We start from the raw sequence: 15570 nt of genomic DNA, 5'->3' as shown, positions 1-15570 counted from the left end.
CTACTTCACAATGTGTTCGTCTTTGACGAACATGTTGGCCCAACCGCGATCCATTAACTCAGGGCTCATCTGGTAGGGTATGCCCTCGAATTCGCAGATCGCGATGATCTGGTCGATCAAGAAGATTGGCTGATAGTTCGCGTAGACGTTGTCGATCGTGGGATATTTGTTTTTCAGGAGGTGGATGAGGGTTGCCTCATCCAACGGCATTTTGCGTTTCTTTGCCACCATGGCAAAGATTTTCAGGAAATTCGCCTGATCCGGCCCATCGATTTTGATCTTGAAGAAGATTCGGCGCAGGGCGGCTTGGTCGAAGATCTCGTTCGGGTGGAAGTTGGTGGAGAAGATCACCAGCGTATCGAAGGGCACTTCGAACTTCTCGCCCGATTGCAGGGCGAGGATGTCCTTGCTTTCTTCGAGCGGGACGATCCAGCGGTTCACGATGCTTTGTGGTGGTTCTTTCTGACGGCCAAGGTCGTCCACAATGAAGATACCGCCGGTTGATTTGAGCTGGAGTGGGGCCTGATATGTTTTGGCAGTCGGGTTATAGACCAGATCGAGCATGTCGATCGTCAGCTCGCCGCCGGTGATAACCGACGGGCGCTCGCAGCAGACATAACGGGCGTCAAAGCGGGTGATGCGGCGCAGGGAGGTTGGGTCCTGCTCGGCGGTGGCGACCTCATTGTGCACAATCGGGTCAAACACGGTGATGACCTGAGAGGCGTATTCGATGGCGCGCGGTACATAAACCTGATCGCCAAGCGCGTCGCGGATGCCGTTGGAGATAGAGGATTTGCCGTTGCCGGGAGGGCCGTACATGAGAATGGAGCGGCCAGCGGAAACGGCGGGGCCGAGATTGCCCAATAACTCGTCCGGTAGGATCAGGTGGCCCATCGCACCCGATAGCTGGGCACGGGTGATCTGCATGTTGCGCACGGACTGGCGCTTGACCTGCTCTTTGTAGACATCAAGCGGGACAGGCATCGGGCCGAAATATTCAGACTGTGCAAGGGCATCCAACGCGCGGGCCTTGCCGCCATCGGTCAGCTGATAGCCCATTTCATTGCCGTTTTGTGCATTCAGCGTGCCCGTCGCCTCGATCAGGCGCTGGGTGCGGCACATATCCACCAGCTCCTGCACGACGGGGATGGGAAGACAGACCGCTTGTGACAGTTCGCTGACAAGATCAAGGTTCTTGCGGAAGATCGTCTTGATCAGAATGTCGCGCATCATGACGATGGGCAGACGCATGTCGGCCAATGTCTTTGGCGGTGGTGGTGCCATTACGGCGGTGTTCGGGGCGTTCATACTGCTTTGTCCCTCTGATTTTCCCGGGGTTTTGCCACGGCATACGGGATAAAAATGGCGTTATTCAGGCACCATAAAGGAGGCCAAGGATCAAATAGAGAATAAGTGTGGCACCAAGGGCGAGGCCCATGGGAAATTTCTTACCTTGTTCCCAGCTTGTCCAATGGGGTGCTAGCTGGCGCAGAGGCGTCAATCTGATGCCGCGATGAGTGACCACAGCGGCAAGCAGAGTTGCCATAAACAGCCATGTCAGCAGGTTCAGATCGCCCAAGTCGATGAAGGGTGCCGCAGCGGCGATGAATTTACTGTCGCCTGCGCCCATCAGACCTGCGGCGTTCAGGAGGACGCCGACGGTCAAGACGATCACAAGGCTCAGTAAACGCCACAGATAGGTGTCGAAGGGCAGCACGATCAGCCCGATTGCTAAAAAGATAGCTACCAGTGCGAGGTTGGCCGTGTTGGTGATCTTCATCCGCGACAGGTCAGTGTACATCACATAAAGGCACACAGGCAGCACGAAAGGCAGATACCACGCAGCGGCGTAGGTCGTGATAGTCATTGCTTAGGCCTCGAGGGCGGCGAGTGAACGTGACGCGGCCTCGAAATGCTGTGGGTGGGTGTCGATGGCTTCGCGCAGCAGACCTTTACCAGTCTCGACGTCGCCCTGTTTGATCGCGGAAAGCGCCATTGTGTGCAGCAGTTGCGCGCGCTCTGTCTGGTCCATCGGGACAACAGGCAGGTTGTAGTTGCGCTGTGCGCCACGCGCGAGCACGAGGTTGTTCTTGGCGGTGAACAGGCTGCTATCCTGTGTCACAGCGCTGGTAAACAGACGCTCTGCGTCTTTGTAGTCACCGCGCGTGAGTTTCGAATAGCCCCAGTTGTTAAGGACAGGCGCGGGCGAGGTCGTCAGGCCAACAGCGATCTCGTAAAAGCTGTCGGCTTTCTTCCATTGCTGTTTGCTGTCAGCGACAATAGCCTCAAGGCGGTAGCGCTTGAATGTCTCATGGGTGGGGGGGATTGCGGTCAATGTTTTCTCGGCTTGGGCCCAGTCACCTGAACGGATCAGCGCATCAGCCAGTTCGACGCGGTCGTCATCGGTGGCACCCTTAAGGGCCACTGTGCGCTGCCATGCGGCGGCGCCTTCATCATGACGCTTGGCGCGGATCAGGGATTGCGACAGGCCGCGGTGGAATTCGACGTTATCGGGCTGTTCTTTGACGATGCGCTGGAAGTAGGTCACCGCCTCGTTCGGGTCGGCCACGGTGAGCATCACATCATTAAGGTTCGCATCATCAATTACATTCACGTCCTGAAAGGCACGCTCTACGGTCTCATCCGCGCTCTTTTCAGAGCAGGCGGTCAAAACGGTTGCCCCAATCAAAAGGGCGCTCAAAACGGAGATGTGGCGCATTGTTGCGTCCTTTACTGCTTCTGCCTCATGCGGTGCCCCTGTGCAGGATTTGCGTCGCTATGCCTATTTTTAGGTCACAGCCCCGAACGGATCAGATAATCAGCCGATCCACGGCGCACCAATTTATATTCACTCAAGTTACTAGAAGGCGTACCAGAATTCTCGGTTTTTTCGAGTGCTAAACGAAGATTGTCACGAATTGAGACACTTTCGCCATTGTCCAGTGCAAAAGCCTTGCGGAATACCTGTGTCGCATCGGCATTTTTGCCACGCTCCATCAGCACGACGCCGAGGTTATTCCAGATCTCAGGCTGCGTTGTGTCACGCTCTACCGCGCGGCGCAGCAGGGTTTCGGCCTGTCCCAGTCGCCCCAATCCCAGATTTGCGGTGCCCAGACCAGAAAGAATTTCAGCATCTACAGTCCCACGATCAATGGCGGCACGGTTGAACGATCGAATAGCAAGCTCGTACTGGCCAGAAGCCACAAGGCGGTGGCCCGCTTCGAGATTGTCTGCTCCATCGGCGCGCAGATCAACGCCAGGTGCGTCCAGACTGTTTTTCTTTGGTCCGAACACGGACGTGCCAAAGCCGCCTGAAGAACAAGCGGCCAAAGCAAGAGACAGGATCAGAAGGACGAACGTTCGCCCCAGCCGTGATATCATTAGTTCGCTCCAGGAGCACCCATTTCGCCCATTTTCGAGATGCCCATGACCGAAGGACCAACAAGGATGACCAGCAGCGGGGGAACCGTGAACATCATTGTGGCAAGTGTCATCTTGGTTGGCAACTTGTTTGCGGCTTCTTCCGCGCGCATCACGCGTTTGTCCCGCATCTCGGCCGCATAAACCCGCAGAGCGTCAGCGATTGAAGTACCGAACGCCGCAGATTGCACCAGCACGGTTACGAAAGAGGAAACGTCTTGCACCCCACACCGGGTTCCCATGTCGTTAAGCACGTTAACCTTGTCTTTACCGGCTTTCATTTCATGGGCGACGACTTCGAACTCATCGGCCAACGCTGCATAAGAGGCCCGCAGTTCTCCTGCCACACGCACAATACATTGATCCAGCGACTGACCGGCTTCGACGCAGACCAGCATCATATCCAGCGCATCAGGGAAACCACGCTCGATCTCTTCTTTACGCGCAGCCACGCGACGGGTGACCCAGTACTTTGGCAACCAGTACCCAACGGCGCCGGGCCCGAGGGTCCACATGATGGTTTTCTGTGCGGTCATCTCTGCTTCGACGATCATGTTCGTATAAATCACGCCGATAAGAAGGCCGAGCAGACCCAAAGACATCTGCGCGAAATAGAACATGCGCACCGCATCACGTGACTGATACCCCGCCTGGCGCAACTCAAGTTGCTTCTGGCTCAATTCTTTGTCGTCAGACGGCTCAAGAAAGGTCGAAAATTTTTCCAGCTGGGCGTTGCCGTCTTTCTGGCGCAAGGCTTTGGTTGAATCCGCGACCCCTTTGCCGGCATGTTTCTGCTGGCGTTTGAGCTTATCGAGCGGATCTTCGGGCTGGTTCATCATCATCGCAACCGTGGCCAAGACAAGGACGATCCCGATCATGCCAAGGATGATGATCATCCCGAAAGGCCCCATCACGTCACCGATTGCTGTATTGATGGTATTGAGCATGACTGCCCCCTAAACTTTGATGTTGGTGAGGACGCGCATCACCAGAAGGTTAATGCCCAGAAAAATTCCGACGAAGAAGCAGGCAGGGATGAAGTAAGGTGTTTCCTTGACCTCATCATAATAGCCCGGCTTTGCAACGTTGATGAAAATCAGGGCCATTACAGGAAAGCCTGACAGAAATTTGCCCGACCATTTTGCTTCGGCGGTGATGGCTTTGACCTTGCGGAACAGGCGGAAACGGGCGCGGATCACCTTAGCCAGACCAGCAAGAATTTCTGCGAGGTTACCGCCTGATTGCTGCTGGATCGTCACAGCCACCGCAAGGAAGCGCATATCCTGCATGTCCAACCGCTCGGCCATATCCTTGAGCGCTTCACCAATGTCGCGGCCATATGCCGCTTCATCCGCGATCACACCAAATTCGGAGGCGAGCGGGTCCTGGATTTCTTTGGAGACGATCGAAATCGCATTGGTAAACGGGTGGCCCACACGCAAGGAACGAACCATCAGTTCAACCGCGTCGGGCAACTGTTCTTCGATCATGCTCATCCGTTTGTTGGCTTTCATGGATATCCACATGAACACGCCACCGATGCCCATGCCGACAGACATAACAAGACGTACGGGTGTTTCTGTAGCTGTGCCGATGGTCAGCCCCATAAAGATGATGACGGATGCTGCAGCCATAACCATAAGCAACTGTTGCGGGGTGAAGGCGATTGCGGCCTTTTGTGCCTTTTCGGAAAGCAGCGAATAAAGCGGGATCGTGCGCGCTTTCATATGCTGCTGCATTTCCTTGCGCAGCTTGTCCAACACCTCTTCGCGGCGCTCGCCCTTTTCCAACATCTCAAGTCGGCGGTTTACCTTGCTGTTAAGCGAAATGGATTTGCCAAACGCCACCAGGTAAAGGCCCTCAACGAGTACCAGTACACCGATAAAGATCAGCCCGTAGATGATTGGTTCTGCACTCATGACCTTGGTCCTTATTGCGCCAGAGGCGCATCGTGGTTAGCACGCCGGGGGTGGCGCTTTGTGTTTGGCGCGCCAATGGCGCGACGATGTTACTGGGCCGCGATGGGCTCATAGATGGATGACGGCAAATCATAGCCCCACATCCGGAAACGTTCTGCGTAGTGGCTGCGCACGCCGGTAGCGGTGAAGTGGCCGATGATTTTATTCTCTGGTGTCAGGCCCACACGCTGGTAGCGGAAGATTTCCTGCATGGAGATGACATCCCCCTCCATCCCGGTAATTTCGGTGATCGAGGTCATCCGGCGCGAGCCGTCCTGCAAGCGCGAGGCCTGTACAATCAGGTTCACAGCGCTAGAAATTTGCGAACGCACCGCTTTCAGCGGCATTTCGATACCGGCCATAGCGATCATGTTCTCCAGACGAGATACACCGTCCCGAGCAGAGTTCGCGTGGATCGTCGTCATGGAGCCGTCATGGCCGGTGTTCATGGCCTGAAGCATGTCGATCACTTCCTCACCACGGGTTTCACCTACAATGATCCGGTCTGGACGCATACGCAGGGCGTTTTTGAGACAGTCGCGGGGGGAAACCTCGCCCTTGCCTTCCACGTTTGGCGGACGGCTTTCCATCCGGCCAACGTGGGTCTGTTGCAGCTGGAGTTCCGCCGTATCCTCGATGGTCAGGATGCGTTCAGCGTTGTCGATGAAAGACGAAAGCGCGTTGAGCGTGGTCGTTTTACCCGAACCCGTACCACCCGACACGATTATGTTCAGACGTGTCGCCACAGCGGCTTGCAGATATGCAGCCATTTCCTCGGTGAAGGCGCCGAATTGCACCAGATCGTCGATGCCCAGCTTGTCCTTTTTAAACTTACGAATGGAAACCAGCGATCCATCCACCGCAACCGGCGGGACCATCGCGTTGAAACGCGAGCCGTCTTTAAGACGCGCATCGACGTAAGGGTTACTTTCGTCCACGCGGCGACCAACAGCCGATACGATCTTATCGATGATACGCAGCAGGTGGCGCTCGTCTTTGAACGTCACATCGGTCAGCTCCAGCTTGCCGGAGCGTTCAACAAAGATCTGCTGCGGGCCGTTCACCAGAATATCGTTCACGGTGTCGTCTTTAAGCAATGTTTCAAGCGGGCCAAGGCCGGTAACTTCGTCGTAAAGCTCGGAGTTGAGCGTCATGCGATCCTCGCGGCCTAGCACGATCGATTTTTCGCTCAAATACTCTGCTGAGATCGCGTTGATCTCCTGGCGCAGGTCCGCTTCCGATGCATGCTCAAGGGCTGCAAGGTTCAGGCTGTCGAGTAGGACGCGGTGCAGGTCAAGTTTGATATCGCCCATGCGCTGCTTGCGCTTCACCTCTTTGTCGACCGGTGCTACGGCGGCGGGCTGAGACGCGCGGCGCATGGACGCCGAAGTAGCAGCTTCATTTTTCGCCGTCTCGATTGGGGTTGCCGCAGCTACTGGGGTAGGGGCGGCGGCCGGCTTTTTATATCTGGAGAACATTGCTATGTGCTTTCTTTTCTCGGAGCTCAGGCCGCCGCGGCATCATTGTCGCGCAGGGTATGAAGAGACGCTGCCAGCTTTGCTATTTCCTTGCGTAGCGGGCTTTTGGGCGCTGAAGTGGCCAACGGCATGCCGTGGTCATTTGCTTGTGTGATCGGCTTGCCGCCGTCGGGCAGCTGCAAATCAATGCTGATTTCCAGGCTCTCGGCCATCCGCTTAACACGGCTTTTGGCATTGAGATCGGTGAATTTCGGTGCGCGGTTCAGCACGTAGCGCAGCTTTTCAACTGGTAGTTCTTCGGATTGCAACGCGCGCTTAAACCGAAGCGTGTTCTGGGCAGAACGCATATCAAGCTCAAGCATTACAAAATAGATGTGCGCAGAGGTCAGGACCCTTTCGGACCACTGAACAAGCGTCGAAGGCATGTCGATGATGACATAATCGAACTGGTTGCGTGCCATATCCAGAACCCGGCCGATGTCCTCGGACGTGAGCAGATCCAGCGGTAGCATGTCAGAAGGAGCTGTTAGCACCTGCAGCTTGTCTTCATAACCGATCAGCGCCTGACCGAAGATCTCTTCGTCCATAGCTTCGGTATCCGACAGCATTTCATAAACCACTTCGCGGCGGGGCAGATCAAGGTAGGTCGAGGCGGAACCAAACTGCAAATCCAGATCAAGCAGGCAGACCGAAGGTGAGTCTGTTTTGCCGAGGTTTGCCAATTCCCACGCTAGGTTCACCGCCAAAGTGGTGGAGCCTGTGCCACCGGCAAGGCCGTGCACAACAATGACAGCACCATCTTTCTGGGCGCCTGCGCGCAGTGGTGAGGCCGAAGTGGCGGCAACCGGTGCGGGGGCAGTGGTGCGGATGCGCTCGATAGCCAGCGCCAGTTCTCCCTCGGGAAGCGGATAGGTGACGAATTCATCTGCGCCCTGCCGCAACAGCGAGTGGAGAGCCGCTGGGGTAACATCCTCGGCGATCAGTATCACTTTGATATCGCGTTTTTTGGCCTGAAGGATGATCTCGGTCATCATGGGCAGATTGTCTTCGTCCGCATCATCCAGCGCGAGGGCAATGAACTCCATTGCCTGTGCTTCGGGTTGCCCGAAGAACGCCAGTGCTTCGGCAAAGCCCAGATCACCCCAGCTTTCACCCAGTACACTCTCCATGTCTTCGATCAGCAGATCGAAGTTCTGTACATCACGGCTGACCGTGCATGCTAGGATCATATCCTGTTCTGGTTGCGGCATTACGCTGCTCATTGCCTTCATTCCTTCTATCAAAGGGCGTTTTACCTGGCCTGACGTACCCGATCGGCACTTTGTCAGATCACGTTCGCCCCCCGCCGGACTTTTTGCCCAGACAGAGTTTTCTCGTTGAGGAATTAATCGCAGTGAAGTTAGGCAGGATTGGGGCCGAAAAGCTGCTATTGTTGGGTATCTTGAAACGATGACGGGCTTATGGGCAGATTGACCCGTCTGCCAAAGGGGATGGCAGATAGCAAAAAACCGCCCTGTTGGGGCGGTTTTCAAAATTAGATAAAGTACTTAGTTGGAAGTTACAGAACCGACCGCCGCGTTTGAGAGCGAGGGGGGCGCGATCGCGCTCGTTACATAATCACGGTATATGATCTGCGCGTATTTGCCGTCCAACACGGTCGGATGTCGCGACACGAAGCCGCTCACTTCCGTAACCGTCCGGCGGTTGCGACGCTCGCGGCCCTGAGTTACGACTAAAGGCTGGGTTTCCCCATAGGAAACAACAGCTTCAAGACGGCTCGAGCTGATTCCAAGTGTCGAAAGATAACGAACGACCGCATTCGCACGGCGCTGGCCCAAAGCCTTGTTTGTCCGGTTCGAGCCGACAGCGTCGGTGTGGCCGTATACGCGGAAGCGTATCTCGGGGAACTGACGGATCCAATCGGCTTGCTTTCGCAGGATCGCTTGCGCACCTGGCTCCAGTTGGGCGGAGTTGAATGCAAAGTTAACAGTACTGTCGACTTCAGTTGAGAAACGCTTGGCCAGATCGAAGGTGTATTGGCGCTCTCCGGTCATTATCAGGCGGTTATTCAGCGTTGCTTCGCCAAAACCGCCCGTATCAACCAGCGAACCGGCCTCTGAATAGAACTGCGTGTAGATTGTATCCGAGCTGGTGGCGCTGCACGCACCAAGGCCTACAACTGCTGACAGTAGGCTGCCTGTAATGATGTTCCGATAGGTCATGCGTTGCATTGTGTTAATCCAGTACATAGCCATATGACCCGGTAAAGTCCTGTTTGGCAACCTCGCCTGCAGCACCCTTTTTCGGAGTGCGCGTGCCGGCGGCTGTGCGGCCATGAAGGAATAGGTCTTGTTCGGTGGGGGGCTTAATGCGGTCAGTCGGCAGCGCCAGAGCTTCGCCGCGTGTTGGCGTAACCAGATGCGCACTGATGATGATCACCAATTCCGTCTGGCTGCGCCGGTAGTTGGCAGAGCGGAACAGCGCGCCGAGCACCGGCACATCGCCGATCCATGGCAGTTGTGACGAGCTATCCGTGAAATCATCCTGCAACAGGCCGGCAATCGCAAAGCTCTCACCATCGCGCATCTCGACCGTGGTCGAGGTTTCGCGCCGCGAGAAGGCAGAGATGGAGAAACCACCATTGAGTGTGATCCCGTTGGAGGGGTCAATTGCGGAGACTGCGGCCTTCAGTTCGAGGTTGATCAAATCTTTGTCCACGACACGCGGGATAAAGGACAGTTCGACACCGAAGGGCTTGAATTCAACAGATGTTACGCCGTCTGACTGTGACACAGGAATGGGGTATTCACCACCGGCGAGAAATTTTGCTTCCTGACCCGAGAGTGCAACAAGGTTCGGCTCTGCGAGGAAGCGAACAACGCCTTTTTGCTCAAGTGCTTCAAGCAGAATGCCGACCTGAGTTGAACCAGCATTAAAGCCGAAAAGGATCGCGCCAGTATTTGTGTTTGTGTCGGGCAGGGAGCCAGCAAGGGCTGACGTGCTCCCACCGTTTGTGGTCAAGGTTCCAGAACCGGCCCGTACGCCAAGATCGCTACCAATACCCCCGCTAAGCGACAGGGAGGAGCTGAGGGATTTCGAAACCGAGCGCTGCATCTCTGCAAAACGGACCTTCAGCATGACCTGCTGGATGCCGCCGACGCTCATCAGGTTCGAGACCCGATCAGGCGCATAACGCTCTGCCAGTTCCATCGCGCGCTCGAGCTTTTGGGCTGATGTCACAACACCGGAAAGAACAATCCCGTCATTGGCCGAGCGTACTTCGATACGCTCGCCCGGCAGGATTTGCCGCAGACGTTCTTTGAATTCGGACAGGTCGGGGGTCACGACCACGTCGACATTTGTGATCAATCGGCCTCCGGCGTCAAACAGTGTCAGGGTTGTTGTGCCCGGCGATTTGCCAAGAACATAAATTGTGCGATCCGACAGCGAAGAGAGATCCGCAATGCCGGGATTTGCAATGCTCAGCTCTGCAAATGGTGTATCGCTCTCAACCACGATTGCGCGGTTGAGTGGCACCTGTAGCTTGGTGCTGGTGCCGCTTTTCACTATGCGCAAGTTATCGGCATAGGCCGCCGTAGGGGCGGTCACTGCAAATGCGGATGCGCTGAGTGCCAGCCCCAGTAGAGCTGCCTTCATAAATCTGTCGATTTTCATGTGACCTGCCTTTTTGATCACGCCTCAAAATAGGGTCTTTTTGCCCGACGTTTGAATAACTGTGCGGCAATTCGAATTTTATTGCAAGAATCAATGCACTCCGAGGGGCAATTGCTGTGGGTAAATGGCAACACAGCCGCAACGCGCAATGCCGCCCCAAGTCTGGAGCGGCGTTGTTATTACCTTTAGTACAAGGGATATGGTGTCGTTTTACGCACCTTAGTTGGTGCAGGGGATCGGCAGGTTAACTACCTCGGCTCCGCGACGTGTCCGGATGGTACAAACCTTTTCTTGGGCGGCAGTCGGTGCCTCAACCTTGTCTTCGATGCCAAGCAGGTCACGCTGGTTGACCTCGATGTTCTGCGCGATCTCGACATCATCGCCGACGCCAACCAGTGACAAGGACAAGCGGCCGGATGATTGCGCTTGTGCCAGAGATGCGACCTGGTTCGGGCTGACTGCAACAGTCACAGTGCGCGCGATCTGGGTGCCTTCAACGCTACCGGAGCTTTGATCGACAGCGATCAGCGGCACAGTGGTTTCAATGAGCTTTGTTACTTCTGATGTGTTTGCTCCGCTACCAACGCGTCCGGTCCAATAAACGTCGACACGGTCACCGGGGCGCAGGAAGCCTGACACACCGGAAGACACGTCAACTCTGATTGCAAAAGCACGCATGCCACGCTCAAGCCGCGATGTCAGTCCAGCGTCTTCACCTGGTTTTGTAACCTTGATGGCAAGCAGTGCCTCGTCCTTTTCAATGGGGCGCAGCACAACGCGGGGCAGGTCGGTGTTTTCAGGAAAGATGACAGCTAGATCGTCAAAGTGACCTTCGGGAAGGGCCGCAACGGGGAAATCTACCGCCCGTACATCGTCCTTACTAATTTTTTCGCCATATTTCAGAGCGCGGTTCACAACAAAGATGCTCTTTGTCGGAACAATTTTGGATTTCGCGGCTTCTGCACGCGCAATGGCGTTCTTGTATTGGCCAATTTGGCCCTTTGCGAGATACACCGCGCCACCAGCCAACGCGATGCCGACCAACAACACGAGTCCAAAAATCATACGCATTTTGTGTTCCTCTTTCGTTTAGGGTGAATGGAAAAAATCCGAAAATATTCGGTATGCTTTGCAGTACCCCTAGAATGTGGCGGCATTGTATCCGTTTGTGGGTCAATTCTGGCCGTTGCGGGCTTATTGGTTCGGGTTTCGAAGCGCGTCCTGGTCGGTATCTGTTAGGTACGTCCCGACAGATGCGCTCATCGCACTACTTGACTGCTGGATGACAGCAAAAGCAACGATAGCGATAAATATTATTGCTGCCGTAAGAACTACCCAGTCAACCGTGACGGCCCCGTCTTCATCGTTTTTGAAAGTGTGGATTTGCTTCATCATAATGACACTTTTGCTTCTTGGACCGGTACGTTCGGCTGCGAAAAATGAATTGGGGGCTGCATTCCATGCAGAACGCAGCCCCCTGGATAATTCGGGTTCGATCAGGCGAGCTTATGGAGCTGCTTGTGTACCGAAGTCAGCTGCGCCAACTGTCTGTGCGCCAAGGAAGGCGCCGGTGTTTGCTGTCATGCCTTCGGCACCGGACTGGATGGAGCCATAAGCAGCAATCGCCAGGCCAACAACGGCAGCTGTCAGAACAACCCAGTCAACTGTTACGGCGCCGTCTTCGTCATTGCGGAAGTTTTTTACGAATTTCATCATGTTGTATCCCTCCAAAGGATTTGTAAGTTTTAAGTTCCAACCCTGTCTTGCGTTCCGGCCCGCTCTCATTCAGGCCTACTCGACTTGGTATGACGCTATATAGCCGGATGAATGGGGCATGAATTTGGCGGCAATTGCGGCTTTTGAGTTGGTAACCGATAAAAGTGCGTAAATTTATTTAAATATCTGTTTTTGTTGGGTAATTAATTATTGTTCGGATGCAAATAGTTAATTTGTGCGGCTGAAACACCCCAATTGTGGCGAAATCGCGATCATTAGAGGTCACATTTGCTGGATCGAGGGGGTGTTGTGAGCAATATTACTGGAAAAAAGCAGTCTAAAAACGAGAGCAGGCATCATGAAACGCACAACCCTATCTATTGTATTGGGTGCCGCTTTGGCATTTTCGCCTGTCGGAGCCCAATTACGTGCAGATTCTCCGCAGCCATTTCCTGATTTTAAGCCAAAGTTTGTAAAACCACCTAAAGCTGGTGTGCGAAAACGGGTGAATGTGCAGATTAACCGGCCCACGCAGAACGTGACACCCGCACCCGCGGTTGCTGCTGCGCCCTCTGGTGCGATTACACGACCCAATGCCGGACAGTACGATTGGTTCTGGGCTAAGGTTTCACCGGACGCAGCAGAGTCTGGCCCAGGGCGGCTGGAATTGGCGATGAATGCACTCTCAGCGTCCAACTTCCGCGTGCCGGCACCACGTTTGCAGCACATGCAGGATATTGCAAAGGTTCACGGCGTTGATATTCTGCGTTCAACCATTGGAACGGACGTCTCTCCGGCATTAGCGCTTGCCGTGATTTCGGTCGAGTCGTCGGGCAAGTCTGATGCTGTCAGCAGCGCAGGGGCACAGGGGTTGATGCAACTGATGCCGGATACCGCAAGCCGTTTCGGTGTTGTTGATAGTACGGTGGCACAACAGAACATTTCCGGCGGGATCAAATATCTTGATTGGCTGATGGGTGAATTCGCCAATGATCCTATTCTGGTTCTAGCTGGGTATAATGCGGGTGAGGGCTCTGTGCGCAAACACGCAGGCGTGCCGCCGTTCCCCGAGACCCGTGATTATGTGCCAAAGGTGCTGGCAGCTTTCCAAGTGGCCAAGGGGTTATGTAAAACGCCGCCCGAGTTGATCTCGGACGGCTGTGTTTTCAACCAGATGAAGTGAAGGGCAGGCAAAGTATCTCAGAGGCTTTGCCTGCCCCTTACATTATACCAGTGTTGCTTCGGTTGCTGCGCGCAGCTCTTCTTCTGTGACGCCATCAGCGCATTCAACGATGCGCAAGCCGCCCTCAACGACATCGAGCACGCCCATGTTCGTGATGATACGGTCTACGACGCCTTTACCGGTCAGCGGCAGGGTACATTCTTTCAGCACTTTGCTTTCGCCGTGTTTGTTTGCGTGATCCATAACAACGATAACGCGGCCAACACCGGCCACCAGATCCATCGCGCCGCCCATGCCTTTGACCAGCTTGCCGGGAATCATCCAGTTTGCCAGATCGCCGTTCTCGGCGACTTCCATCGCACCAAGGATCGCGGCAGCTATTTTACCGCCACGGATCATCGCAAAGGAGGTGGCCGAGTCGAAATAGGCCGTGCGATCCATTTCGGTGATGGTCTGCTTGCCGGCATTGATCAGATCAGGGTCCTCGTCGCCCTCGACAGGGAAGGGCCCCATGCCCAGCATGCCGTTCTCCGATTGCAGGGTGATGTCTTTGTCGCCGACATAGTTTGCCACCAGCGTCGGGATGCCAATGCCTAGGTTCACATACATGCCGTCTTCAAGTTCTTGCGCGGCGCGTGCCGCCATTTGATTACGATCCCACATGATTATGCTGCCTCACGTTTACGGGTTGTGCGCTGTTCGATGCGCTTTTCATGCGTGCCTTGGATGATGCGGTGCACATAAATGCCGGGCAGGTGGATGTGATCAGGATCAAGGCTGCCTGTCGGCACGATCTCTTCGACTTCAACCACACAGACTTTGCCGCACATCGCTGCGGGCGGATTGAAGTTGCGGGCGGTCTTGCGGAAAATCAGGTTACCTGTCGCATCTGCTTTCCAGGCTTTGACGATTGCGAGATCGGCAAAGATGCCCTCTTCGAGGATATAGTCCTGACCGTTCCAGCTCTTCACGTCCTTGCCTTCGGCAATTACGGTACCAACGCCAGTCTTCGTGTAGAAGCCGGGGATGCCTGCGCCACCTGCGCGCATACGCTCGGCCAATGTGCCCTGTGGCGTGAATTCAAGCTCCAGCTCACCGCTAAGATATTGGCGCATGAATTCTGCGTTCTCACCCACATAAGATGAGATCATCTTTTTTACTTGCTTGGTTTGCAACAGGATGCCGATGCCGAAGTCATCCACGCCGGCGTTGTTTGAAGCAAACGTCAGATCCTTGACCCCGGTATCGCGGATCGCGGCCAGCAGCAATTCGGGGATGCCACACAGGCCGAAACCACCTGCGGCGATTAGCATGCCATCTGTCAGAACCCCATCGAGGGCCTCAGCGGCGTTTTGGTAGATTTTTTTCATCAGATGGTGCTCCCCTTCTGTGTGTACCTTCGAGGGAGTTTGTGACGGTGCGTCATGGCCGTGTCAATGGAATGCCGCACCGCGGCGCACGTCGGTCAGATGATATGGACCTGTGTGCCCACGGGGGCCGATGCATAAAGTTGCGCAATCATCTTGTTATATAGACCGATGCACCCGCTAGAGGATTGGCGGCCGATCTTGCGTTCATCATGGGTCCCATGAATGAGATACGCGGGCCAGCCCAAATACATCGCATGAGTGCCTAGCGGGTTATGCGGACCGGGGGGCATGTATTTCAGATCTGGGTTAGCTTCCATCATAGAGGTGGTAGGGGTCCAGTCGGGACCAACCCGTTTGCGTACGATCGTTGTGTAGCCTCGTTTTGTCAGATCGTCGCTGCGCGGCACAGATGTCGGGTAGACTTTGTAGGTCTTGCCGTCACCGTTCCAGAAATGCAGCGCACGAGAGCTGGTGTCTGCAACAATGCTTGCTTTTCCAAGGGTGTCGAAATGATCACGCCAATCATGGGTGGAGCATCCCATGATGTTGTGACGGTTCACCGCGGGGCGTGGATTTTGCTCTGCCAATAGAAAGGAAGGGGCCGAAAGGGCCAAACCTGTCGCGCCAAGCATCAGCCGGCGCGTTATCCGTGAAATCGTCATACTGCTCTCGTTTTCTGCTCGTTTTGGGCAGAAACAATCACATGATGCCGAAATTACAAAGCGCCGAGCAGGGATGAGGCACGTTTATTACAAAACTGCGACATCCCT

General features: G+C 55.0%; 16 protein-coding genes. 1 reads left to right on the top strand and 15 read right to left on the bottom strand.

Features of this window, described 5'->3' with window-relative positions; translation table 11 throughout:
* The 12 genes from V7730_RS03875 to V7730_RS03820 all read right to left on the bottom strand — a co-directional run bounded on the left by V7730_RS03875 (nucleotide 1) and on the right by V7730_RS03820 (nucleotide 12247).
* The gene (locus V7730_RS03875; protein ID WP_335746272.1) at nucleotides 1-1308 is read right to left on the bottom strand and encodes an ATPase; all 1308 of its coding nucleotides are present in this window, start codon (nucleotides 1306-1308) and stop codon (nucleotides 1-3) included.
* A 64-nt stretch (nucleotides 1309-1372) separates the two neighbouring features.
* A complete protein-coding gene (locus V7730_RS03870) occupies nucleotides 1373-1867 on the bottom strand; it encodes a prepilin peptidase (RefSeq protein WP_335746271.1) in 495 nt (164 codons plus the stop codon).
* A 3-nt stretch (nucleotides 1868-1870) separates the two neighbouring features.
* A complete protein-coding gene (locus V7730_RS03865) occupies nucleotides 1871-2719 on the bottom strand; it encodes a tetratricopeptide repeat protein (RefSeq protein WP_335746270.1) in 849 nt (282 codons plus the stop codon).
* A gap of 74 nt (nucleotides 2720-2793) precedes the next feature.
* Nucleotides 2794-3381: a tetratricopeptide repeat protein gene (locus V7730_RS03860; protein WP_335746269.1), complete on the bottom strand. Its 588-nt coding sequence runs from the start codon at nucleotides 3379-3381 to the stop codon at nucleotides 2794-2796.
* Nucleotides 3381-4367: a type II secretion system F family protein gene (locus V7730_RS03855; protein ID WP_335746268.1), complete on the bottom strand. Its 987-nt coding sequence runs from the start codon at nucleotides 4365-4367 to the stop codon at nucleotides 3381-3383. Before V7730_RS03855 ends, V7730_RS03860 begins: the two co-directional genes overlap by 1 nt.
* Nucleotides 4368-4376: 9 nt before the next feature.
* Complete coding sequence (locus V7730_RS03850) at nucleotides 4377-5339, bottom strand: type II secretion system F family protein (protein WP_335746267.1); 963 nt, start codon at nucleotides 5337-5339, stop codon at nucleotides 4377-4379.
* 89 nt (nucleotides 5340-5428) lie between these two features.
* Nucleotides 5429-6856 carry a CpaF family protein gene (locus tag V7730_RS03845; RefSeq protein ID WP_335746266.1) on the bottom strand — a complete coding sequence of 476 codons (1428 nt, stop codon included), beginning with the start codon at nucleotides 6854-6856 and terminating at the stop codon, nucleotides 5429-5431.
* A gap of 26 nt (nucleotides 6857-6882) precedes the next feature.
* On the bottom strand, nucleotides 6883-8118 hold the full coding sequence (locus V7730_RS03840) for an AAA family ATPase (protein ID WP_335746265.1): 1236 nt from the start codon (nucleotides 8116-8118) through the stop codon (nucleotides 6883-6885).
* A gap of 285 nt (nucleotides 8119-8403) precedes the next feature.
* The gene (locus tag V7730_RS03835) at nucleotides 8404-9087 is read right to left on the bottom strand and encodes an OmpA family protein (protein WP_443070183.1); all 684 of its coding nucleotides are present in this window, start codon (nucleotides 9085-9087) and stop codon (nucleotides 8404-8406) included.
* Nucleotides 9088-9091: 4 nt separating this feature from the next.
* Nucleotides 9092-10531 carry a type II and III secretion system protein family protein gene (locus V7730_RS03830; protein ID WP_335746264.1) on the bottom strand — a complete coding sequence of 480 codons (1440 nt, stop codon included), beginning with the start codon at nucleotides 10529-10531 and terminating at the stop codon, nucleotides 9092-9094.
* Between the two features lie 219 nt (nucleotides 10532-10750).
* A complete protein-coding gene (gene cpaB, locus V7730_RS03825; RefSeq protein ID WP_335746263.1) occupies nucleotides 10751-11602 on the bottom strand; it encodes a Flp pilus assembly protein CpaB in 852 nt (283 codons plus the stop codon).
* Nucleotides 11603-12037: 435 nt separating this feature from the next.
* On the bottom strand, nucleotides 12038-12247 hold the full coding sequence (locus V7730_RS03820) for a Flp family type IVb pilin (RefSeq protein ID WP_335746262.1): 210 nt from the start codon (nucleotides 12245-12247) through the stop codon (nucleotides 12038-12040).
* A gap of 358 nt (nucleotides 12248-12605) precedes the next feature.
* Here V7730_RS03820 and V7730_RS03815 point away from each other — a divergent pair, with 358 nt between their 5' ends.
* Nucleotides 12606-13430, top strand: a complete 825-nt coding sequence (locus V7730_RS03815; protein ID WP_335746261.1) for a lytic transglycosylase domain-containing protein — start codon at nucleotides 12606-12608, stop codon at nucleotides 13428-13430.
* Between the two features lie 42 nt (nucleotides 13431-13472).
* Here the strand turns inward: V7730_RS03815 and V7730_RS03810 are convergent, their stop codons facing one another.
* From V7730_RS03810 to V7730_RS03800, 3 genes are all read right to left on the bottom strand, one after another.
* On the bottom strand, nucleotides 13473-14096 hold the full coding sequence (locus tag V7730_RS03810) for a CoA transferase subunit B (protein WP_335746311.1): 624 nt from the start codon (nucleotides 14094-14096) through the stop codon (nucleotides 13473-13475).
* Nucleotides 14096-14800 (bottom strand): CoA transferase subunit A, encoded by a 705-nt coding sequence (locus tag V7730_RS03805; protein ID WP_335746260.1) that lies wholly within the window; start codon nucleotides 14798-14800, stop codon nucleotides 14096-14098. The genes V7730_RS03810 and V7730_RS03805 overlap by 1 nt, the downstream gene beginning before the upstream one ends.
* 95 nt (nucleotides 14801-14895) lie before the next feature.
* Nucleotides 14896-15462: a L,D-transpeptidase gene (locus V7730_RS03800; RefSeq protein ID WP_335746259.1), complete on the bottom strand. Its 567-nt coding sequence runs from the start codon at nucleotides 15460-15462 to the stop codon at nucleotides 14896-14898.
* Between the last annotated feature and the right edge of the window lie 108 nt (nucleotides 15463-15570).

This window comes from Sulfitobacter sp., from assembly GCF_036961165.1.
Classification (GTDB): domain Bacteria; phylum Pseudomonadota; class Alphaproteobacteria; order Rhodobacterales; family Rhodobacteraceae; genus Sulfitobacter.
The sequence above is the reverse complement of the archived record's forward strand: the minus strand, read 5'-3'. Positions and strand labels throughout refer to the sequence as shown.